This is a genomic window from Bacteroidales bacterium, assembly GCA_035647615.1.
Taxonomy (GTDB): Bacteria; Bacteroidota; Bacteroidia; order Bacteroidales; family 4484-276; genus SABY01.
Genome location: DASRND010000013.1, coordinates 16,319 through 37,949 on the forward strand (window position 1 = coordinate 16,319; position 21,631 = coordinate 37,949).

The 21,631-nt window shown below is 45.3% G+C and carries 16 protein-coding genes; 11 read left to right on the forward strand and 5 right to left on the reverse strand.

Annotated elements, in window-relative coordinates:
- Window positions 1–82 precede the first annotated feature (82 nt).
- From VFC92_05385 to VFC92_05400, 4 genes are all read right to left on the reverse strand, one after another.
- Window positions 83–619: a GtrA family protein gene (locus tag VFC92_05385; protein ID HZK07613.1), complete on the reverse strand. Its 537-nt coding sequence runs from the start codon at window positions 617–619 to the stop codon at window positions 83–85.
- A gap of 167 nt (window positions 620–786) precedes the next feature.
- Complete coding sequence (locus VFC92_05390) at window positions 787–2,691, reverse strand: hypothetical protein (protein HZK07614.1); 1,905 nt, start codon at window positions 2,689–2,691, stop codon at window positions 787–789.
- A gap of 176 nt (window positions 2,692–2,867) precedes the next feature.
- Window positions 2,868–4,895, reverse strand: a complete 2,028-nt coding sequence (locus VFC92_05395) for a hypothetical protein (GenBank protein ID HZK07615.1) — start codon at window positions 4,893–4,895, stop codon at window positions 2,868–2,870.
- Window positions 4,896–5,028: 133 nt separating this feature from the next.
- Complete coding sequence (locus tag VFC92_05400) at window positions 5,029–5,565, reverse strand: RNA methyltransferase (protein ID HZK07616.1); 537 nt, start codon at window positions 5,563–5,565, stop codon at window positions 5,029–5,031.
- Between the two features lie 229 nt (window positions 5,566–5,794).
- Between VFC92_05400 and mutS the strand changes: the two genes are divergently transcribed.
- The 11 genes from mutS (at window position 5,795) to VFC92_05455 (ending at window position 21,159) form a co-directional block, all read left to right on the forward strand.
- Window positions 5,795–8,377 (forward strand): DNA mismatch repair protein MutS, encoded by a 2,583-nt coding sequence (mutS, locus tag VFC92_05405; GenBank protein ID HZK07617.1) that lies wholly within the window; start codon window positions 5,795–5,797, stop codon window positions 8,375–8,377.
- A gap of 105 nt (window positions 8,378–8,482) precedes the next feature.
- Window positions 8,483–10,966: a PAS domain S-box protein gene (locus VFC92_05410; GenBank protein ID HZK07618.1), complete on the forward strand. Its 2,484-nt coding sequence runs from the start codon at window positions 8,483–8,485 to the stop codon at window positions 10,964–10,966.
- A gap of 99 nt (window positions 10,967–11,065) precedes the next feature.
- Window positions 11,066–11,731: a response regulator transcription factor gene (locus VFC92_05415; protein ID HZK07619.1), complete on the forward strand. Its 666-nt coding sequence runs from the start codon at window positions 11,066–11,068 to the stop codon at window positions 11,729–11,731.
- A 152-nt stretch (window positions 11,732–11,883) separates the two neighbouring features.
- Window positions 11,884–12,276 carry a response regulator gene (locus VFC92_05420; GenBank protein HZK07620.1) on the forward strand — a complete coding sequence of 131 codons (393 nt, stop codon included), beginning with the start codon at window positions 11,884–11,886 and terminating at the stop codon, window positions 12,274–12,276.
- 716 nt (window positions 12,277–12,992) lie between these two features.
- Window positions 12,993–14,195: a C1 family peptidase gene (locus VFC92_05425; GenBank protein HZK07621.1), complete on the forward strand. Its 1,203-nt coding sequence runs from the start codon at window positions 12,993–12,995 to the stop codon at window positions 14,193–14,195.
- A 173-nt stretch (window positions 14,196–14,368) separates the two neighbouring features.
- A complete protein-coding gene (locus tag VFC92_05430) occupies window positions 14,369–15,031 on the forward strand; it encodes a hypothetical protein (protein HZK07622.1) in 663 nt (220 codons plus the stop codon).
- Window positions 15,032–15,037: 6 nt separating this feature from the next.
- Entirely contained in the window at window positions 15,038–15,613 is a 576-nt protein-coding gene (locus VFC92_05435; GenBank protein HZK07623.1) for a hypothetical protein, read from the forward strand.
- Window positions 15,614–15,817: 204 nt separating this feature from the next.
- Window positions 15,818–16,669, forward strand: coding sequence for a hypothetical protein (locus tag VFC92_05440; GenBank protein ID HZK07624.1), 852 nt, complete (start codon window positions 15,818–15,820; stop codon window positions 16,667–16,669).
- Window positions 16,670–16,683: 14 nt separating this feature from the next.
- Window positions 16,684–19,302, forward strand: a complete 2,619-nt coding sequence (locus VFC92_05445) for a leucine-rich repeat domain-containing protein (protein ID HZK07625.1) — start codon at window positions 16,684–16,686, stop codon at window positions 19,300–19,302.
- A gap of 247 nt (window positions 19,303–19,549) precedes the next feature.
- Complete coding sequence (locus VFC92_05450) at window positions 19,550–20,710, forward strand: hypothetical protein (GenBank protein HZK07626.1); 1,161 nt, start codon at window positions 19,550–19,552, stop codon at window positions 20,708–20,710.
- A gap of 173 nt (window positions 20,711–20,883) precedes the next feature.
- Window positions 20,884–21,159 carry a hypothetical protein gene (locus VFC92_05455; protein ID HZK07627.1) on the forward strand — a complete coding sequence of 92 codons (276 nt, stop codon included), beginning with the start codon at window positions 20,884–20,886 and terminating at the stop codon, window positions 21,157–21,159.
- Between the two features lie 9 nt (window positions 21,160–21,168).
- Here the strand turns inward: VFC92_05455 and VFC92_05460 are convergent, their stop codons facing one another.
- A complete protein-coding gene (locus VFC92_05460; GenBank protein HZK07628.1) occupies window positions 21,169–21,615 on the reverse strand; it encodes a 6-carboxytetrahydropterin synthase in 447 nt (148 codons plus the stop codon).
- Between the last annotated feature and the right edge of the window lie 16 nt (window positions 21,616–21,631).

Consider the following 21,631-nt stretch of genomic DNA (forward strand, 5'->3'; position numbering starts at 1 on the left):
TTGAAAACACTTTTGTGACTAGTGTTAAAACTCAATTTTTCAAAAAAGTACTATTGACCTGTACTGCGGAGCTGATTCCCTTCTATCGTCTCAACTTAATTTTTCCCGTTTTAAAAGTAAAATACCGCTGAAAAAGATAGCTGTAAATGACCACAACAACAGCGGTAAAGGTCTTGGCAATGGTAGGCCAAAAATGCAAAACCTCCACAAAAAGTTTTAATAAAACATAGTTGAGCAACACCGAACCGCCCACCGACAAAGCGTATCGTACCAGCTGCACGCGGCCGCGCAGCGTGGAAGCCGTGAAGGTAATGTAGCGAGCAAGCAAAAACCCGGTAACAAAAGTGATAGGGAAAACGATGAGAAAAGCAGCAATGTACGGGCTGATGGCTACAAAACCTAAATGAACCACCTGCTGATCAAGAACGAAGTTGTAGATAACGAAATAAAGAAAAATATCGAGCACCAGATTGGCGCCACCTGTTACCGCATAGCGAAATGTTTCAGGCGGGATTAGCCGTCGGAAAGGCACGTAAAACCAATCGATCAGTGAACGTATTGCATCCCATAGCGTCGCAGGTTTTTTGTTTATCAAATTATCGGCTTGTTGCTTTTTCATATTCAATTTGCAAAAATAACAGCTTTGTGACAGCCTGGCAAAGATAAATGGAAAACAAACCACAGCTCCGACCCCAACACTCATTCGCCAATTGAAGATAACGAACAAAAAAAGCCTGCTCCACGAATGGAACAGGCCTTTTACTTAGATAGATTTTACCGGAATTGTTATTGAACAATCACCATAAAATCAGAATTGGAGTAGTATTTTATGAATTCCCTGTCGCCTTTGGCCACTGACTTCATTGCTGGATCAGCTTTGATGGCTTTTTTCAGGTTGGTATTCATCATGCTGGAATCACCAGTACGTGCACCTACGATGGCCATCAGATAATAGGTCTTGGCATTTTTGCGGGCACATTCCAAATTGGTAGCTGCTGCAGAGTTGTTGCCCGACAGCACCTGAGCCAGCGCCAGGTTGTAGTTGCATTTGGTGTTGCCGAATTTGGTGATAGCAGTTTTGTAGCTTCCTTTATGCATATCAATGAGTGCCAGGTTGTAGTTGTTGTCGACACCCATTTTGTTGGCATTCATAAAATGCGTTTCAGCTTCGTTCCAGTTGTTGTTGTAAGCATACACAACTCCCAGGTTATTCATTACCATCCCATTGTTGGCATTGAGCTGATTGGCTTTATTGAAGAAAGTCATGGCCTCATCGGTTTTTCCCATTTTCAGAGCTACCACACCGGCGTTGTTGTTAGCTGCCCAGCTTTGTGGATAGTTTTGAACGGTGGATTTATAGATAGCGTATTGTGTATTCCAGTCGTCGGTTAGTGTAGCGGCATAAAGCAACTCTTCGTTGCTGAGTTCATTAGGTTCGGAGGTGCTCATGCGGGCGATTTGGTCGTCGGTTTTCTTAGGTTCAAAAGCATTTATCTTAATCTCTGCGTGACGCAGCGGAGGCAAAATATGATCTTCGAGTTCAGGATAAATCATGATCATGTTGCGTATTTCCTGTTCGCGTTTTTCAGGATCTGACGATTTTACAACGTTAAGAATAGGCCGCTTGTCCTGGATGGTTGACGCTTCAACTTCTTGCAAAAATCCGTTCCAATCTGGCCCATGTCCCATACGTTTAAGATTGATGTCGGTTTTTGGATTTTTAAAGCTTAACTGCGAATCTTTTTTACGCAACAGCTTCTGGAAGTTATCGAAAACTACGTTGGTAGCGGTGATAGCACGACGCTCCGAAAGTCCTTCGTTATAGGTTTCCTCGCCTTCGGGTGATGCCCAGCCATCAATTTCCATGTCGCGGATGTCCCAGCCTTGAGCAACAAAATTATTCAGGTTTTCGAGTTGTTGCATCACATCTTTTTTCTTGTTCCAGTTGTGATTAGGCAGCCATTTGTCGATGTTTTTCGGGAAGTAGATGTTAGCCATTTCGGTGATAATGGTTACTTTTTCGTAGCCGTGAGGAGCCAGATAAAGCATATCCACATCATATTCGGGAGTTACCTGATAGGCATCCATGCGGATATTCCCACTGGCATCTTTCTGCGGATTTTCATCACCAATCTGAATGGTTCCGCGTACTTCGTTCTGCACGTCGATGCGGGTGCTGGTGGCAATAACGCCATCGGCAAGTTTCGCTTCTCCCAGGTTAATAGCTTTGGGCATTTTCATGGCATCAGCCATTGTCAACCCACTGCTAACATCGCCTTTGGGTTGAAAGGCCATTGCACTTACCATCAGCTCCGACTGATTCATAGCTGGGCTGTATGGAAACTCCTGCGAATAGGTAAAAGTGCCGCCATTGGCGTAGCTAACCGTTGTTCCGTCGCCGTTCACTTTCTCGCCTTTGAGTATTACCGGAGCGAACTGTAGTTCGCCGTCTTCGTAGGTAAGTACCGGCTGGACAAGAACCGCTGCTTTTTTATTGAAATACTTTGATGGGATAGTTCCTTTAACCGTAAAATTTACTTTCCCACCATTGGCCTCGAGAACCTCCGGTGTAACTTCGTAGTTTACGTTGTTGTAATTTTTGGCCATCTTTTTAAGCCCGTTACAGCTTACCAGAGTGACAGCCAAAATCAGCATCCCTGCAAATTTAAAGAATGTAGCTTTTTTCATCATTTTATCATTTAGTTAATATTAATTCTTCAGTAAACAAATTTGAGTGCAAATATAAAAACAAACAGACGTACGAACACTTTTTTTTAACATCTCATAATCTTTTAAAATCAACACCCAAAGCAAAAAAAATTCCCGGCTTACCGGGAATTTTTATGATTTTTTATACTTAAGCTGATTTATTGAACGATTCTTACAAACTCAGCATCCTCATAATACTTCATAAATTCGCGGTCTTTTGCCGCTGTGGCGCGGTATGTAGGATTATCGTCGATAGCTTTCTGCAGGTTGTTGTACATCATCGTCTGGTTTTTGGTGCGTGCACCAACTACTGCGAGCAGATAGAAAGTAGCGGCAGTTTTGGGAGCACACTCCAGATTTTTAGCAGCATCGCTTTCTTTGCCGGCCATCAATTGTGCCAGCGCCAAGTTGTAGTCGCAGGTTTTGCCACGCATCATGTCGATGCTCTTGTTGTATTCGCCTTTAGGAATCATCAGCACGCCCATGTTATAATCCTGTGAGATACCCAAATCCTGCGATTTTTTGAAATAACCTTCAGCCTGTTCATAGTCGCGGTTGAGGGCAGCCATTACGCCAAGGTTATTCAAAATAATACCGTTTGCCGGATCGATGCCTTTGGCTTCTTCAAGGTAAGAGGAGGCTTCCTCTACGTTGCCAAGTTTGAGCTCAGCATAGGCGGCATTGTTATATCCGCGCCAGTCGTTGGGATAAATGCGTGTAGCCGACTTGTAGATGTTGAGCTGTGTTTTGAGGTTGTTAGTGAGCGTAGCTGAATAAAGCAGCTCTTTGTCGTTTAGCTCGTTGGGTGTGGTTGTGGAAAGACGGGCGATATCTTCGTCAGAAAGCTTGGGCTCGAAAGCGGTAACTTTTATCTCGCTGCGGCGCAATGTAGGAAGAATATCTTCTTCCATGGTTTCGTAAATCAAAATCATGTTGCGGATCTCGGTCTCACGTTTATCTTGTCCCGACGATTTTATCACGTTCATAATGGCGCGTTTGTCGTCGAGGTTAGAGTTATCAACTTTATCCACAAACCCGTTCCAGTCTGGACCATGAGCTGTAGTTTTCCAATCCACATCATTTTTTGGCTCTTTAAATTTCACCTTAGTGGGATTTTTCTTTGCCATCGTCTTCATCTCGTCCAGCAGGTATTGCTTGGCAGCATTGGCGCGGCGTTCGCTAAGGCCTTCGTTAAAAGATTCTTCGCCTTCGGGTGAAGCCCAGCCATCGACGGTAATATCTTTAATCTCCCAGCCCTGCAGGATAAAATCATTGAGGCTGTTGAGTTGCTGCTTAACATTATTAGCCTTATTTTCTGGCAGATTCCAGTTGAGGGCATGAAGGTTTTTGGCAAAATAAATAGAAGCTTCTTTGGCGATGAGAGTTTGTTTTTCGTAGCCTGATTTTGCCAGCAAAAGCTCACCCAAACCATAGCGGTTGCCCATGTCGTTGGAATACATCATGCGATTGGCTTCGAGGCCGCTTCGTGTAGAAGTGCTCCAGGAATTGATGTCGCGGGGCATTCCGTTTTCGTCAAGATTCCAGCGGAAGTTGGTCAGGTTGTCAGCAGCTTCCAAGCGCATGCCGGTGTAAATAACACCGTCGGCAATTTTCACCGACCCCAGCGGAAGCTGTGATTTGCTATCGACCATCGTAAGTTCCTGGTCTTGTTTCACGACTTTATTTTTGCCCGAAACATTACCAGCCATCATCAGCTCCGATTCGTTGTAATCGTGAATGTAGTCGAGTGTAGAAGAATAGGTGAATGAGCCACCTGATTTGAAAGGAATGGTGCGATCAAGCACATCTTTCGTAGGAACCACCTTATTGTCGCCGGTCAGGTCTTTAAAATTAAACTCTACGTTTTTAGATTCGGCGCGGCGAATTTTTTTGGCTACTTTTTCACCCACGTGCATCACCGGCTCCAGCTCCAGACGTTCGGTACCATCGTTATAAACAAGCACCGGGCGTAGCTCAACAACAGCCTTTTTCTTGAAGTATTTGGGCGGATAAGTGCCTTTGATAGTGAAATCTATCTCTCCCGCATCAGTGCGAAGCACCTCAGGGGTAACTTCAAATTTGACCTTCTCGTAATTGGTAATCATCTTTTTTACACCACAGCTTCCAAGCATCATGCTCATGGCCAAAGCAATGGATAAAAATTTAAAGTTGATTTTCATTTTCATAGTTCAGTTATTAATGTCAGTAAAAAAATTCAAAGTGTAAGAATTGCATGAGTTTAACCCTCAACAAAACTGTTGGCAAATATACTGTAATTTTAGGAAAATTAGCAGCTTGCAAAGCCATTGAAAGATTTTTTTAAGAAATGTTATCATATCTCCCAAAAACCTCCCAAATCACAATGCCGGCACAGACAGAAATATTGAGTGAATGCTTGGTGCCGTATTGTTCTATCTCGATGCAGCCATGGCAGGCATCCACTACTTCCTGGCTTACCCCATGCACCTCGTGACCAAATACCAGCGCAATCTTTTCCCCTTTCGCAATTTTTAATTCCTTTAGCGGAATACTATCGGTGGTTTGTTCGATGCCATAAATTCTGTACCCCTCGGCTTTCAATATTCGGAGCGCTTCCAGCGTGTCATCAAAATATTTCCACTCTACCGACTCGGTGGCACCCAGTGCGGTTTTATGAATTTCACGATGTGGCGGCGTGGCAGTGATTCCACACAGATAAATGGCCTGCATCCTAAAAGCATCGGCAGTGCGAAACACCGACCCGATGTTGTGCTGACTCCTGATATTGTCGAGCACCACAATGCAAGACAATTTTTCTAATTGTTTGTAAGATTCGGTATCCGGGCGATTAAGTTCGCTGTTGAGTAGTTTGCGCATGACGGCATTATTATTATTAAAAAAACAAAAGTACACTCTCGCGGCAAACCAGGATCACTCAGATTTCAATGTATCTGAGATGGCGAAGATGAAGATAAGAATGGAAATTGGAATAACATTGAATGTTGCGTTTGGGCGACAAAAGGGATTAAATCCTATTTTTGCACATATCAAAACCCAAAAAGCATTGGCCGACAAAACTCCCATCGAAAAAGTAGAAACCCCGCTGATGAAGCAATACAATGCCATCAAGGCGAAATATCCTGATGCACTGCTGCTTTTTAGAGTGGGCGATTTCTACGAGACGTTCGGCAGCGATGCTATCAAAACCTCCAATATTCTGGGCATCGTGCTTACTCGTCGTGCCAACGGAGCGGCTTCGTATGTGGAACTGGCGGGTTTTCCGCACCACGCCCTCGACACCTACCTGCCCAAGCTGGTGCGTGCCGGTCAGCGCGTAGCCATCTGCGACCAACTGGAAGATCCAAAGCTTACCAAGAAAATTGTAAAGCGAGGCGTAACCGAGCTGGTGACGCCCGGAGTTTCTTACAACGACAAAGTACTCGAACACCGCGAAAACAACTTCCTGGCAAGCGTGCATCTGCTTCCGCGCTACTCAGGCATCGCCTTTCTGGATGTTTCTACCGGCGAATTTTATGCTACCCAGGGCAGCACGGAGTATATCGACAAGCTGTTGCAAAGTTTTAAGCCCAGCGAAATCATCATCCAAAAAACCAAACGCCGCCAATTTACCGATCTCTTTGGCGAAAAGCATTACATGAATACCTTCGACGACTGGGTGTTTACCGAAGATTTCTCTAAAGAATTATTGCTGCGTCATTTCAATACAACCTCGCTCAAAGGGTTTGGTGTGGAGGATATCCCCAATGGCGTGATAGCTGCCGGGGCAGCCATGCACTATCTGGCCGAAACACACCACGACAAGGTGAGCCACATTTGCAAAATTTCGCGCATCGAGGAAGAAAAACACGTGTGGCTCGACAAATTCACTATCCGCAACCTGGAGCTGCTGCAAACGCCCAACGAAAATGCCGCCACGCTGCTCGACATCATCGATCGTACCACCACACCCATGGGCTCACGCATGATTCGGAAATGGATTTCGCTTCCGCTAAAAATAAAAAAACCTATCGAGGAACGCCTCGACATCACGGGTTTCCTAATCGACGGCACGCAAATTTCCGGTCAGCTTCAGCAGCATCTCAAAGTAACCGGCGATCTGGAACGGCTCATCACCAAAGCAGCCACCGGGCGCATCAACCCGCGCGAGCTCGTGCAGGTTATGCGCTCCTTGTATGCTGTGGATAACATCCGGGGCATTTGCGCCGCTGCCTCCTGCGAACCCCTGCAAAAAATTGCCGACCAGATTAATCCCTGCCATTTAATCCGCAACAAGATTGAGCAGGAACTCCACGAAGAGCCGCCGGCCATGATCAACAAAGGGCATGTAATAAAACCCGGCGTATCGGAAGAACTCGACAGCCTCCGCGAATTGCTCTATTCGGGCAAGGATTATCTTGAAAAAATACGCTTACGCGAAATCGGAATAACCGGCATCAGCAGTTTGAAAATCAGCTTCAACAATGTTTTTGGCTACTATCTCGAAGTTACCAATGCGCACAAAGACAAAGTCCCCGAAACCTGGGAACGGCGACAGACGCTGGTAAATTCAGAGCGCTACATCACCGCCGAGCTTAAAATCTACGAAGAAAAAATCCTGGGCGCCGAAGAAAAAATCCTCGACATTGAAACAAGGCTTTTCAACGATCTGGTGCTTAGCCTGGCCGATTACATCGAACCCGTGCAACTCGACGCCAGCCTCATCGCCCGACTCGATTGCCTGTTGTCGTTTGCAACTATCGCCATCCAAAATAAATACGTGCGTCCGCAAATCAACGACGGCTACAAACTCGACATCCGGCAGGGACGCCATCCGGTTATCGAAAGCCAGATGCCCCCTGGCGAAAGCTACATTCCCAACGATGTTTTTCTGGATACCAAAAAGCAGCAGATCGTCATCATTACCGGCCCTAATATGTCGGGCAAGTCGGCGCTGCTGCGACAAACAGCGCTCATCGTACTGATGGCACAAATGGGCTGCTACGTCCCTGCCGCTTCTGCTGAGATAGGATTGGTTGATAAGATTTTTACGCGGGTGGGTGCCTCCGACAACATCTCTTCAGGCGAATCCACGTTTATGGTGGAGATGAACGAAACGGCCAGCATCCTCAACAATATTTCCAACCGCAGCCTGATCATCCTCGACGAGATAGGCCGCGGCACCTCCACCTACGACGGCATTTCTATCGCCTGGTCGATAGCCGAATACCTGCACGAGCACCCGATGTTTCGACCCAAAGTACTTTTTGCCACGCATTATCACGAGCTCAACGAAATGGCCTCCTCGATGAAACGCATTAAAAATTATCACGTTTCCGTAAAGGAGATCAAAAACAAAGTGATCTTTCTGCGCAAGCTTGTGCCCGGCGGCACTGAACACAGTTTTGGAATTCATGTGGCAAGAATGGCGGGCATGCCTGCACAGGTAGTTGCCAAAGCTGAAAACCTGCTCAAGACACTCGAGAAAACGCATAGCCATGAAGAGATCAACAAAAATCTGAAGAGTGCCAGCAGAGGCAAGGACGATTTTCAGCTAAGTTTTATCCAACTCGACGACCCGCTGCTCCTGCAAATCAAAGAAGATATCGTCAACACCGACATCAATACACTCACGCCCGTGGAGGCGCTGATGAAACTAAATCAGATTAAGAACTTGCTGCGCAAAGGGTAGAAAACGTTCGGCAGTCCCCAGTCGGCAAGCAAAAGGCATTTTTAAAATATTGGTTTTGACTTTATCAAGATTTAATAAAGACCTTTTTATTAACAAAGAAAAACAATGACGGATCACCAAAACATAGTACCTCCGTCTTCCCGGCGGTCTGCACTACGCACAGCAGTATATTTTTTTATTTTCGGATTTCTCTGGGTAACGCTTTCCGATACGCTGGTAAATCGTTTCGCGCCAGGTTTCGACCAGATGCGCCATCTACAGGCCATCAAGGGTTGGTTTTTTATCGTAGCAACCGCCGTGTTGATTTATCTGCTGGTGAAGCAACAGATGGACAAAATAAAGGAACTGGCCAAAAAGTACGAGCAATCGCGACTACAGTACAAACAAATCTTGGATGTAAGCCACGATTTGATATGGGCTACCGACATAGACGGCAAAATCATTTACATCAACAATGCCAGCACAGAAGTTTATGGCTACAAGCCGCACGAAATGACCGGCAAGAATTTTAATGAATTTGTTGACAAAGAACAGTTTGATAAAAATCAAAAGATATTTTTCGAAGCAATAGAACAAGGTAGGAAAACTGTGGATTTCGACACCGAAATTTCCGACCGCAATGGCCTGCGCAAAATGTTGCGCGACCGGGTCACCTTATCCTACGACAACGACGGCAAACCAAACATGCTCGTGGGTGCTTCGATGGACATTACCGGCTACAAAATTTTTGAAAAAAAACTACTCAACAACAACGAGCGCCTGGAATTGGCGATGCATGGCGGAGGCATAGGGTTGTGGGATTACTGGTATCAATCACAGAAACTCATCGTCAACGAACACTTTAAAAAGATCAGCGGAACGGACGTGCAGGGCGACGTAATCAGCATCAAAAAATTAACTCCTGTCATCCATCCCGACGATCGCGCTGCATTTATTCAGTCCTTCACTCCACAGAATGTATCCGAAGAATTTATGGATGCTGAGTTCAGAATCAAAAACCCTGAAGGAAAATATCGTTGGGTGAGCAGCCGCGGCAAAATTACCGAGCGCGACAGCAATGGCTTGCCAACGCGCATGATAGGCGCCGTTACCGACGTTACACAAACCAAAGAACTGGAGTTACAGCTAAAAGATCTTGTAGAAATTTACAGCAGCTTTATCAGCTATTCGAGCGAAGGCATCTATTTGTATGAAATGACCCAGCCCATGTCTGTCGACCTTCCGGTAGATGAGCAAATCCAACTGATGTATCATTCCGGCTACCTGCGCACCTGCAACGATGCCTATGCCCAAATGTACGGGCATAAAAGTGCCTCCGCCATGGAAGGCCTCGACCTGGCCTCCATTCACGGCAGCGACGACAACCCCGACAACATCGCCTTTTTACGGGACTTTATCACGAGCGGCTATCGCATTTTGAACATGGTTACCAAAGAAATCGACAAAAACGGAAACGCCCTCTACATCAGCAACAATGTGGTGGGCATTACCGAAAACGGAAAACTGTTGCGCAGCTGGGGAAGTCAAAGCAACATCACCCGCCAGGTGCTTGTGCAGGAGCGTATCGAAGAATCAGAAAAGAGATATCGAATGATTTTTAAAACCAACCCGGTGCCTTTGCTCATTTTCAAAATCGACGATCTCACAATCCTTGATATTAATCAGGCTGCCTGCAAGCTGTTTGGCTACACGCAACAAGAACTCACAAGTTTAAATGTTGGCAGCTTACGCGATAGCAACACTACCACCACCGACCATGAACGCATTGTTATGCTGATGGAAGAGCCGACGCATACCATGGAAATGATGCTGAAAGCGAAATCGGGCGCACTTATTCCCGCTGATGTAAAAATCGACAAAATTGAATATCGCGACACACCGGCATTCCTGGTGGCTATCACCGATCTGACTGCCGTGAAAAATGCCGAAAAAATGGTGATCCAGTCGCTGATAGAAGGCGGCGACACAGAACGCATTCGCGTAGCAAAAGAAATTCACGACAGCCTGGGGCAAAACCTAACGGCTGTGAGCCTCAACCTTAACTCCATAGAAAATCCACCGCAGGTAATGGGCGAGAAAAATGCTGAAAGATTTGCCCGCGGACTCCGGTTTCTGAAAGTTGCCATCGAAGAAAGCCGTAACATAGCACACAACCTCATGCCTAAAGCCATCGAGGATTTTGGCCTGGTGCTTTCGCTCCACTCCTTATTTAATCAAATAGAAAAAACCTCTGGCCTGAAAATCGATTTTTACCAAAATATGGACAACGAGACAAGGCTGGATAAACAAATTGAGCTCAACCTTTACCGAATTACTCAGGAAGCCCTCAACAACGTATTGAAACATGCCGATGCCACCGAAGTTTTTGTTCAACTGATCCTGCATTCCGCCGAGATCATATTTACCTTTGAAGACAATGGAAAAGGTTTTGATTCAAAAGATACCAACACCGGCAGAAAGGGCATCGGACTCAAAAGCATCGCCAACAGAGCCATCGCTATGTCAGGATATGCCGACATCGATAGCAACCCGGGGCACGGCACCATCATCACCATCGTAATACCCAAAACAGCCGGCAGTCCTCAGTAGGAAGTTCTCATTAGTTAGTCGCAGGCTGGCATAATAATGCTGAGGATGGCATTATTTCGATTATTAAAACAGTATCTTTGACAGATCATTCATAAACCTATGAATACCCAGGGAAAAAAAATTAGGCTGCTCATCGCCGACGATCATCAGATTGTGCGCGATGGTATTGTGGCGCTGCTGCAAAGCGACCAACACTTTGTAATAGCAGGCAAAGCCTGCAACGGGAAAATGGCGCTGGAGCTTGCCGGAGAACTACACCCCGATTTGGTAATTATGGATGTGAGCATGCCGGTGATGGACGGCATCACCAGTACCCGGCTGATCCGCGAAAAATATCCTGAAATTAAAGTGCTGGCCCTTACCATGACCAACGAGCTGGAACATATCAAAAACATGGTAGATGCCGGCGCCGGTGGATATCTGTTGAAAAATTCAGGCAAGGAAGAGCTTATCACCGCCATAAACGAAGTCCTGGCCGGACACGAATATTTTAGCGGAGAGGTAAAAGATGCAATCGTGCGCGAGATGATGAAGAAAAAGACAACCAACGACCGGCTGGCCGGAGAACCCATTCCACTCACACGACGCGAAAAGGACGTGCTCTTGTTAATTGTTCAGGAATTTACCAATTCCGAAATAGCCGAAAAGCTATTTATCAGCGTGCGCACGGTCGACGCTCATCGCCGCAACCTGCTCGAAAAAACAGGCGCCCGCAACACCGCCGGCCTTGTAAAATATGCCATCGACAATCAGCTCGATGAATAGAATTCGATGACGTACGGAATACAGAGGCATACGGCCATATTTCTCTCAATTCCAAAATTGCTAATAGGCGTTTCTACCTATTAAAATTAGGCCTTTCCCCCATAGGCATCGCCACTTGTTGCAGCTACTTTTGTACTCTATATTACGGAACAATGAATGCCCTGATAATTGGTAAGAATGAGATAGTAAAACAAGCCATTGGCGGCTTACTCGAGAATGAGTTCGATTTTAATATCGACTACATCGATGTTACCAATCCACAGCTTACCTATTATGAATACCAGTTGCAAAATGTCAACTTTATCATACTCGATCTCACCACATTAGACGATCAGGGGCGAAATATCATCAAAGAAATTAAGCTCCTGGCTCCCGATGCGCGCATCATTGCCATGCATTACTACACGCAGAAAAATCTGGTGGATGCTTATATCGAAGCGGGTGCCAAAGGGTATCTGCTGATCGACACCAACCGCGCCGAACTTATCAAAGCCATGCAGTATTTACTGGACGGAGAGGTGTACATCAGCCCGGGCATTAACTGATGCCTAATAAGTAATTTTAGCGCGGATAGGCATAAACACCTATTTATTAAAATAAGCCTTTTATGGGAGTATCAGAATGCTGGGCGCTCTTACTTTTGTAATTGTTTTAGAAAGTGATCGGAATGGTTGAGATAACATTTTAGAATCCGATACTTAAAAAACAATAGTTCTTTACCGAGGAAAATATCTAAAATAAACACTGATAAATCACTCGAATTTCTTGACAATCAAATCTTAAAAGATCCTGCGATGGTTCCCAACCTGATTCTGCTTAAGGGGAAAATTGAACAATTTAACAGCTGGGATTTTATTGCACATCTCGATAAGACGACTGACCAAAACTGCTAACATTACTACACGATAACTACTCGTAACATCATCGCAGTTCTTTTAAGATTTACTATTTAGTTCTTTGAATTTTGATTTTGAATTTTTTTCATGAGGTTTTCATAATGACTGGGTTTTTAGGTTAATAGATGCCGGAGTGAGTCTGTTTTTGAAGAAAGGTGATTTTTTTAACTGACTTGTAATTTTTTAATTGACTTGTAATTCTCCATACAGACACACGCGAAAGCAATTCCTAAACGAAATCTTTTTATCAAAAAGGGCGAAAAGGATTTTCGGTATTTATAAAGGCTGTCAATTAGTTTTGGCAGCCTTTTTTTATTGACATTTGCACCGTGATACTTATTCATCAAAACAAAAATTTATAAAACATGCGCACATTACAAACTTTAGTACTGGCAGGTTTACTGCTTGTGTTGATGCCGGGAACCTATGCCCAGCAAAGCGTCGAGAAAACGACGGGTTACAAATTTACAGATCAGATCAGGCTCAAAACTACGCCTGTGAAGAATCAATACCGCTCGGGCACATGCTGGAGCTACGGCGGATTGTCATTTTTGGAGTCGGAGCTGCTAAACAACGGCAAAGGCGAATACGATCTTTCGGAGGCTTTCGTGATTCGCAACACATACAAACGCAAAGCTGACCAATACGTCCGCTGGCAGGGAAACATTAACTTTTCCGGTGGGGGTGCCTTCCACGATGTTACGGAAGTAGTGGCCAATGAAGGCATCGTACCCGAGCAGGCTTATTCAGGCCTGGTAACTGATGACGAGTTTTTTGTACATGGCGAAATGGACAACAATTTTGCTGCCTACGTAGAAGCCGTTACCAAAAACAAAAACGGGCGTCTTTCTCCCGCATGGAGGAACGGTTTCAACGGATTGCTCGACGCTTACCTTGGCGAAGTTCCTGAACAATTCACCTACAAAGGTCGCAGCTACACACCCAAAACTTTTGCTGAATCCCTCGGCCTTAACTTCAGCGACTACGTGGAGATTGGCTCTTTCACACACCATCCGTTTTACGAGAATTTTATTATCGAAATCCCCGACAACTGGATGCTTCACGGCATATACAATGTGCCGCTGGATGAGATGATTGAAATTATCGATCGTTCGCTCGAACAAGGACATACCGTGGCTTGGGGAACCGACGTGAGCGAAAAAGGCTTCTCGTGGAGCAATGGCCTGGCCGTAGTGCCCGACGAAGACAAAACCGACCTCTCAGGAACCGAAAAAGAAAAATGGGAAAAACTTACCCCCGTCGAGAGAAAGAAGATGCTTTACAGCTTTGACGAACCGGTAAAAGAAAAAATCATCACGCAGGAGATGCGCCAGGAGGCATTCGACAATTATTCAACCACCGACGACCACGGGATGGAAATAGTGGGTAGCGCTACCGACCAAAATGGAAATAAATATTACATCGTAAAAAACTCCTGGGGTACCGAAGGCCACATCTACGACGGTTACTTTTATGCTTCGGAGGCTTTTGTTCGTTACAAAACCATCGATGTGATGGTAAACAAAAAGGTAATCCCCCAGCCCATACGTAAAAAGTTGGGAATTTAGAAATTGATAACATTTAAGGATGAAATAATAAGATACGGGCTCCGTTCATAGGTGCACCAGCGCTATGACGCTTTACGGCTGCCACAGCAAATAAAAATCATTGTCTGAAATACGTTATCAGTTCTTTTATTTTTTAAATCATTGATTAAATCTAAACATTAAACCGGATTACTATGAAAAGGATTATCGGAACAACTATTACCTCCCGGCTGCTAATGCTGCTGCTGGTAGTTGCCGTTGTCGGCGGTTTTTCGAGTTGTAAAAGCTCGAAGAAACTTGCCGCACAGAAAGCTGCCGCCGAGCGTGCCGCCCTAATTGAACAAGCCAAGCAAGACCTGCTGTTGATTATCAACGACCAGGGAAATATGACCGTTGGCCAAAAAGAAGATAAAGTAGCCACCATCGTGGCTATGGATCTGCACGACAGCGAGGTGGATGCTTTGATAGAGCGTGCACAGCAAGCCATCGAGCAGCAAAAAGCCGAACTGAAAAGGCAGGAAGAAGAGCGCTTAAGAAAAGAACGCGAGGCGCTGCAACAACAGGAAGAGCAAAAATTTGACAAACTCGAAGACATCTTCGACCGCGTGGCCGCCTCCAAATCAGTAGAGATGAGCAACCGCAGCATCGAAGAAGCGCTTCGTTTCTTCTCATCGCCCGACGTGCCCGTGCTGATCATCGTATACATCGACAGTGAGATCACCGACTACGACAAGCCTACCACCATCCGCAAATACCTCGAGTATCTAAAGGATCAGGGCAAAAATCCCAACGACATCCACAATGTGAAGTTTGATGCTAATGGTAAAATAAATGAGTTGGAACTTATCAAAAAGTAATAGATCATGAAAACATTCAAAAATATTATTCTCGTAGCGATGATGCTTGCCATGAGCATCAACACCTTTGCGCAGGACAATGTAAGCCCCGAACGCAAACATGCCATCGACAGCCTGGCACTCGAAAAAGTGCGCGACCTGAGCAAATACATAAGCATCATTGGCGACAAGCAAACACCGTGGTCGGAAGCTAATCGTGTGATCGAACGCACCCTGGAGCTCTTTATAGAAGGAGCACAAATGGGTGTATCCTCGCTGGCCACTCAGGAAGTGGAATATTACGGCATACGCACGTATCTGGAGCGACTGATGGCTTTGAATTATGACAAAGTAAAAATCGAGTGGTTCAACATCGAATACATCAGCGACCTTGAACGCCAGCCTGACGGACGCTACGTGGGCGTCATCACCATCTATCAGCGCTTCGAGGGCAGCTCCGGCGACAATATGAAATATGTTGACACAACCAAAAAAGACATTACGGTTTACGTAGAACGCAAGCAGACCCAAATCGGTGGCCGTCTCATCGGCTTCTGGGACGTGTTGCTCGGTGATGTGCGCGTAGCTGAAACAATGCCTTAATTTTTATTATGCTAAAAAAAAATCCGCCGCCGGTAGAAAGCCTTCTTTTGCGGCGGATTTTTTAAAATTTCCTTCCTGCATCAATTAATTTTTAATGATTTAGTAATTATTGACCCTGTCAAAAATAAATTCACCTCCCAAAATTTTCCATCCGCCGCGACAATCTCTACTTAGTTTTGTTTTAAATCTGAATATTAAAATCTGATGATGCAACAAAAGATTATTGTTTTTGTGTGGCTGATGATGGCGGCAACAGAAATATTTGCCCAAAGCAGTGAATTAACCCCAAACAATCGCGGACGCTATCAATACGAAGAGGCATCGTTTTTTGCCGAAACCAAGCAAGTAAATCAATTTTTCAGGCGCTTCAATGGCGATGAAGATATGCGTGGTGCCCGAATGGCCGCCGACGACCCGCAATATCGCGATACCGATCTGCGCCGTCGGTATATCAATGGATTGTTTGACGAACAAAGCGACAACATACCATCGATGCTCAAGCGCGCTTTTGTGGCGGATGTTACGGGCGATGAAGCCAAATATCTCGACTTTCATGGCGGTGAATGGTTTGGCGAAACAACGGTGCGCTTTACGCGCAATGGCAAAGAGGTGTTTCTCACTTTGTTTATGCAGCTTGTTCCCGACAACCTCGGCTCTAAATGGGTAATCGACGAGGTGAAACATTATCCCTACGATAACCTTTATCACCGCGACGATCAGTCGTCCTCCCGTTTTTTGCACCCGCTGAGCCACGAGCTCGACTTCATGAACCTCGACCGGGTGTTTGCCTCCGACGAACACATAGGCGATTATTTCAAAAAAGGGTTTGCGCCCGACAAACTCTCCATTTTTCTTTACGAACTTCGCAACGGCACCCTGAAGTTCAATTACGTTTCCGGAGTCAAGTTTCACTTCTTCCAGGTAGACGGATGGTATTTTGAGATCAGCGAATTCAACCGCCCGGGCAACAACCGTGGCTGGCTCATTTCCAACCTTATCAGGCTGGAAAAAGGACAGGAGAATAGTCTTAAAAATTTTATTTATAATCTCGATTAGCAACCAAAACATTAATGAAAACCCTATCGATAAAGTTGGCGGTTCTTTTTACTGCACTTATCATTTACACAGTTCCGGCAACAGCTCAAACGAAGCTCACTCCAGAGGAAGTTGAGCGCTACAGCGAGGATGCCCGCAAAATGGTTTCCTATCTCGAAACAACTTTTAATACACTCGGCAATCCCAAGGTGTCGGTGAAGGAAAAAGATATCATCATCAACCAAAGTTGGGCAAAGATTTTTGTAAATAGCAAAGTGCAAATAGAAGACGACCTGGACGAAAACCGTGAGATACCCATCCATAAAGACGTTCAGGCTTATCTCAAAGACATCGATTTCTTTTTTAAAAAAGTAGCCTTTAAGTTTGATGTCGAAAAAATAGAGCATCAGATCAACGAGAAAAACGAACTCTTTTTCAAAATTACGCTCAACCGAAACCTGAGCGGCACCACCATCGAAGGCGACAGCGTGAGCAGCAACCAGCTGCGCTTTATCGAGATAAATCTTACCGACACAGATAAAGACCTGAAGGTAGCAAGCATTTACACCACCCTTCTCAACGAAAAAGAAGAGCTGCGCAACTGGTGGAATGAGCTGCCCCTGGCCTGGAAAGATTTTTTCGGCTGCCACATCACCCTGGCCGAAAATCTGCTTCTGAAAGAAATCTTTTACTACGACGATAGCCTGGCGCAGCTCCGAACGAAAGTAGAACGCCGCATGAGCCGCGACACACTGAGCCTCGCTGTGAACGACGATACTCTTACCATGCCGCTCAGCAACGGCGCCCCTGTTACTGCGGCTTTTATCGACCGGCAGATCAAGAAAATTTTAAATCTCGACACCATTAACATTTCGGGCAATACGCACATCCTTTCGCTGGAGCCACTCTCCAAGCTCACTTCGCTGCGGCGCATCGACTGCAGCCGCACCTTTGTAGAAGACCTGATGCCGTTGCGCAATAATATTCAACTCGAATATCTCAACTGTGGCAGCACTTCGGTGAATAGCCTGGACCCATTAAAATATACAACCCGCCTCGAAATACTTCTGCTCAACAATACCCTTGTAGATAACCTGGAGGCGGTAAAGAATTTTAAACAACTGCGTCAGCTCAATTTCAGCAACACGCCGGTAGCCGACATGTCGGTTATTTCCGGGTTGCCAAAACTTAATGAGCTGGAGCTGATAGCCACCCAGGTAAATACGCTCGCACCGCTTCAGACTGTTACTTCGCTTGAACGCCTCGATTTCTCTGAGACCTCCATCACCGATCTTTCTCCCCTAAAAGGTTTGAATAATCTTCGTTTCCTAAAGTTCGACCGCACACAGGTGAGGGATTTGTCGCCATTGAAAACAACGGAAAGCTTGCAAATTCTTTTTGCCGACCAGACTGCTGTTAGCGAGCTTGAGTCACTTGCAGATCTACCACGTCTCAGCCGCATTTATTGCGACCAATCAGGCGTGACGCGCGCTGATGCAATAGCATTTATGAAAAATAAACCGGAAGTGCTGGTGATATATGAGTCGGCAAATCTTGAAAACTGGTGGAAAACGATGGCCCCTGCCTGGAAGCGCATTTTTAAAGATGCTATCGGACTGCAACAGGAACCTGCCAAAGAAGAGCTGCATCAAATGTCGCGCATAAAAAAACTTTCTATTGCCAACAATGCATCGATCCATTCGCTGGAACCACTCTCTGCCCTGCCAATGCTTTACTGCCTCAATGCTCAGGGAACCGGCATCTCTTCGCTGGAACCGCTAGCCAACCTCGGAGATTTACATGAACTAAACTTTTCGGATACACCTGTAGAGGATATACTGCCGCTCCAAAATCTGACAAAACTTGAGAAGCTCTCGTTCGACCGCACCCCGGTGAAAAGCATCGTTCCGCTGATGCCGCTTGAGCTACTCACCTTGGTATATGCCGACAACACGAGCGTACTCGACGAAGAAATGGTCGAATTCACTTACCGGCATCCCAAAGCGCTGGTGGTGTACCAAACATCTGAGCTGATGCTGTGGTGGGAAAAGCTTCCTGACGTTTGGAAACTGCTGGCCGAGAAGTTTATCCATAGCGACGAAACTCTCACGCGTGAACAGTTGCAAACGCTGGTCAACCTGCGTCGCATCCGCCTGAGCGACGTACCCGCACTCGAAAGTAAAAGCATCGAAATCCGTAGTCTCGAGTTTATTGATAAGCTATTGTTTTTGGAAGAGCTAAGTTTCAGCAACACCAGCATCACCAGCCTGGAACCGTTGCGTGGCATGGTATCGCTGCGAATCCTGATATGTCCCAACAACCCCATCGGTAGCCTGGAACCACTCTCGGAAGTTCCTAATCTGGAAGTGCTGGACGTGCAAAATACGCCTGTCGAAAGCCTCGAATATCTTGCACCGCTTGCGCAAATGAAAAAAATCAACTGTTCGGGAACCATGATTAAAAAACTAAAAGGTTTACAGAATTTACAAAACCTTGAGCAGCTCGACTGCTTTAATACAAGCATTCGTAAATTAAACGAGGTAGAAGGTTTGCCGGAGTTGAAGTTGGTGCGTTGCTACAACACGCGCATCAACCAGCGTAGTATCGATAAATTCAAAGATAAAAACCCGCAGGTGGAAGTGGTTTATTATTAAGGGGGCATCGTAGCGTCGATACGTTGCCGGTGGTGGTGTTTTCGGAAGTGGCTCTATCGCTGCGAACTTCTGACGCCTCAGGTATTTCCATTCTAAACTTTTCGTGTGCCTGACTGATAATAAATAATTCGATTGAAATTATTCCTATTTTTGGCTTCCAATCGCTGATGAAGAAGTTGCGTTGATAAATTAATCGCCTTCAGCTTTCGCGATGAGTTTTAGTTTTAATAACTCAAATTATGATCCTATGAAAAAGGTTCTTTGGGTATTGTTTTTTACAGTCCTTTCTTCCATCGCAATTGGTCAGGTGGAAAATATCGAAAGTCTGATGACGCGTAAGTATATTTCGTGCGAGGATATTCGGATCAACGCCACCAATCTCATTCCCGAATATTACCAGAAAGGCGCAAAGGATACCGCCTACGCAATTCTGGATTATTGGGATAAACAATGTATGGGTGTCGAAATGATTGCCTGCTGCAGGATTTTATTTGCCATCGATAGCGGCAACTTTACTGAAAGAACGTATAGCAGCAACATCACCCAGCAGTTGTTTGCTAATGGAAACCATCTCTATTTTAAATATGATTATGAAGGTGATTTTTACTATTCTCGCTGGGATAACTTCAGGATCCAACCCGACGCACTGGATAAATTTACCACCGACCTTGCCGGGGAACTCTTGAAACGAGACAACTTAACGCCCACTGAAATATTTTTCCTGAAATTCTACTCAAAGGATTATGAGCATGTGTTTGCAATGCTGCAGACAGATGCATTTAATGGAACCCTTATCCAAAAACTCTATTATGCTGAAGTGCAACGTTACATCAAGCAAGTGATATTTCATGGCGATTTTCTCTATGGCGTCTGGATTCCGCAGGACAACCTACAAACAATCGGCACGCACCTATCGCTGGGTTTTCGCGGAGGCATACAATTCAAGCGACTGACTGCAGATGCTTCCATGATATTTCGCGTCGGAAAGGCGCCCGAAGTTTATCAGGTGTATAAAAATGATTCCATCTGGAACACCGACCACCATATTGGAGGCTACCTGGGATTGGATGCAGGATTTGAAATGTTCAGATTAAAAAGGAGCAGCTTCAACCTCATTGGTGGAGTTGCGGTGGATTTAATTGACGTTTTGAACATTAAAGACGCAAATTGCACCAATGAAATTACCAAGACCCTAACCTCTTTAAATTTGAATTTTGGATTGGGTTACAGATATTATCTGAATCAATTCAGCTATCTGGGTTTGGATTTTAAATATAATGCAGTCGATTTCAAAAATCCTTCCGGAACTAATTTGGATGGAAATGTCTGGACCATCAATTTTCTTTACGGCTTTACCGGAAATCGCTACAATGCGGCCAGATTAAAAGAACTGGATTACAAGCAATAATATAACAAGGATTCGTTCCGATACCCGGCTTCCAATTAATGTATTTCGGTAACCAATCATCATTTTGAATTTTTCAAAAAACCTTAAATGGTTCCATTATTACAAGACCCTCACTTCTTAGTTACGGGAATTTTTCTATTTTAGCCCCATCTAACATTTAAAAACTTAACGTAATGGAAAACACAAACGCAACAACAAATTATCAAAACAGCTATGCACCGCCGGTACAGCCTGCGGTAACCGTCGGCGACTGGGTGCTAACCCTTCTTATCACGGCTATTCCAATCGTGGGGATAATTATGCTTTTTGTATGGGCATTTTCGGGCGGCAATAACGTAAGCAAAGCCAACTGGGCCAAGGCCGCGTTGATATGGATGCTGGTGGGTCTGGTGCTTGGAGTACTGTTTTGGGGAGCTATCGGCTCGATGCTTATGGGTGCTTTTTATTAAAACGCATCGTTAGTTATCTTCGGCAAACCATTCGGTATAGGAGGTAACGGTTTCCCAAAGTTTCAGGTGGTGGAGTTTCACATTGGCGGGCAAAGCGGCCTGGATGCGGGCTGCAAAATCGATAATCAGATTTTCGCTCGTCGGCTGATACTCCACCACTACTATTCGATCGTAATGCTGTTTCATCATTTGCAGAAGCTGAGCCGGCGTGTCCTTACGCAATATCAGCGAATGATCCAGAGCATCAGTAATCAATCCTTTGATGATCCTTTTTAAATCTTTAAAGTCGATAACCATACCATATTTGGGTGAGGAAGGGTCGTCAACCGGCTCGCCGATAAGCGTTACCAACAATTCGTAGGAATGTCCGTGAATGTTGCTGCACAACCCGTCGTGACCGGGCAATGCGTGCGCCATATCGAATTTATAGGCTTTGGTAATTCTAATCTTTGCCATGTGTTAATTGGTTTTT

What these genes read in the sequence shown, in the direction of transcription:
- VFC92_05385 (HZK07613.1), bottom strand. Translation starts at nt 619, where the DNA reads ATGAAAAAGCAACAAGCCGATAATTTGATAAACAAAAAACCTGCGACG.
- VFC92_05390 (HZK07614.1), bottom strand. Translation starts at nt 2,691, where the DNA reads ATGATGAAAAAAGCTACATTCTTTAAATTTGCAGGGATGCTGATTTTG.
- VFC92_05395 (HZK07615.1), bottom strand. Translation starts at nt 4,895, where the DNA reads ATGAAAATGAAAATCAACTTTAAATTTTTATCCATTGCTTTGGCCATG.
- VFC92_05400 (HZK07616.1), bottom strand. Translation starts at nt 5,565, where the DNA reads ATGCGCAAACTACTCAACAGCGAACTTAATCGCCCGGATACCGAATCT.
- mutS (HZK07617.1), top strand. Translation starts at nt 5,795, where the DNA reads ATGAAGCAATACAATGCCATCAAGGCGAAATATCCTGATGCACTGCTG.
- VFC92_05410 (HZK07618.1), top strand. Translation starts at nt 8,483, where the DNA reads ATGACGGATCACCAAAACATAGTACCTCCGTCTTCCCGGCGGTCTGCA.
- VFC92_05415 (HZK07619.1), top strand. Translation starts at nt 11,066, where the DNA reads ATGAATACCCAGGGAAAAAAAATTAGGCTGCTCATCGCCGACGATCAT.
- VFC92_05420 (HZK07620.1), top strand. Translation starts at nt 11,884, where the DNA reads ATGAATGCCCTGATAATTGGTAAGAATGAGATAGTAAAACAAGCCATT.
- VFC92_05425 (HZK07621.1), top strand. Translation starts at nt 12,993, where the DNA reads ATGCGCACATTACAAACTTTAGTACTGGCAGGTTTACTGCTTGTGTTG.
- VFC92_05430 (HZK07622.1), top strand. Translation starts at nt 14,369, where the DNA reads ATGAAAAGGATTATCGGAACAACTATTACCTCCCGGCTGCTAATGCTG.
- VFC92_05435 (HZK07623.1), top strand. Translation starts at nt 15,038, where the DNA reads ATGAAAACATTCAAAAATATTATTCTCGTAGCGATGATGCTTGCCATG.
- VFC92_05440 (HZK07624.1), top strand. Translation starts at nt 15,818, where the DNA reads ATGATGCAACAAAAGATTATTGTTTTTGTGTGGCTGATGATGGCGGCA.
- VFC92_05445 (HZK07625.1), top strand. Translation starts at nt 16,684, where the DNA reads ATGAAAACCCTATCGATAAAGTTGGCGGTTCTTTTTACTGCACTTATC.
- VFC92_05450 (HZK07626.1), top strand. Translation starts at nt 19,550, where the DNA reads ATGAAAAAGGTTCTTTGGGTATTGTTTTTTACAGTCCTTTCTTCCATC.
- VFC92_05455 (HZK07627.1), top strand. Translation starts at nt 20,884, where the DNA reads ATGGAAAACACAAACGCAACAACAAATTATCAAAACAGCTATGCACCG.
- VFC92_05460 (HZK07628.1), bottom strand. Translation starts at nt 21,615, where the DNA reads ATGGCAAAGATTAGAATTACCAAAGCCTATAAATTCGATATGGCGCAC.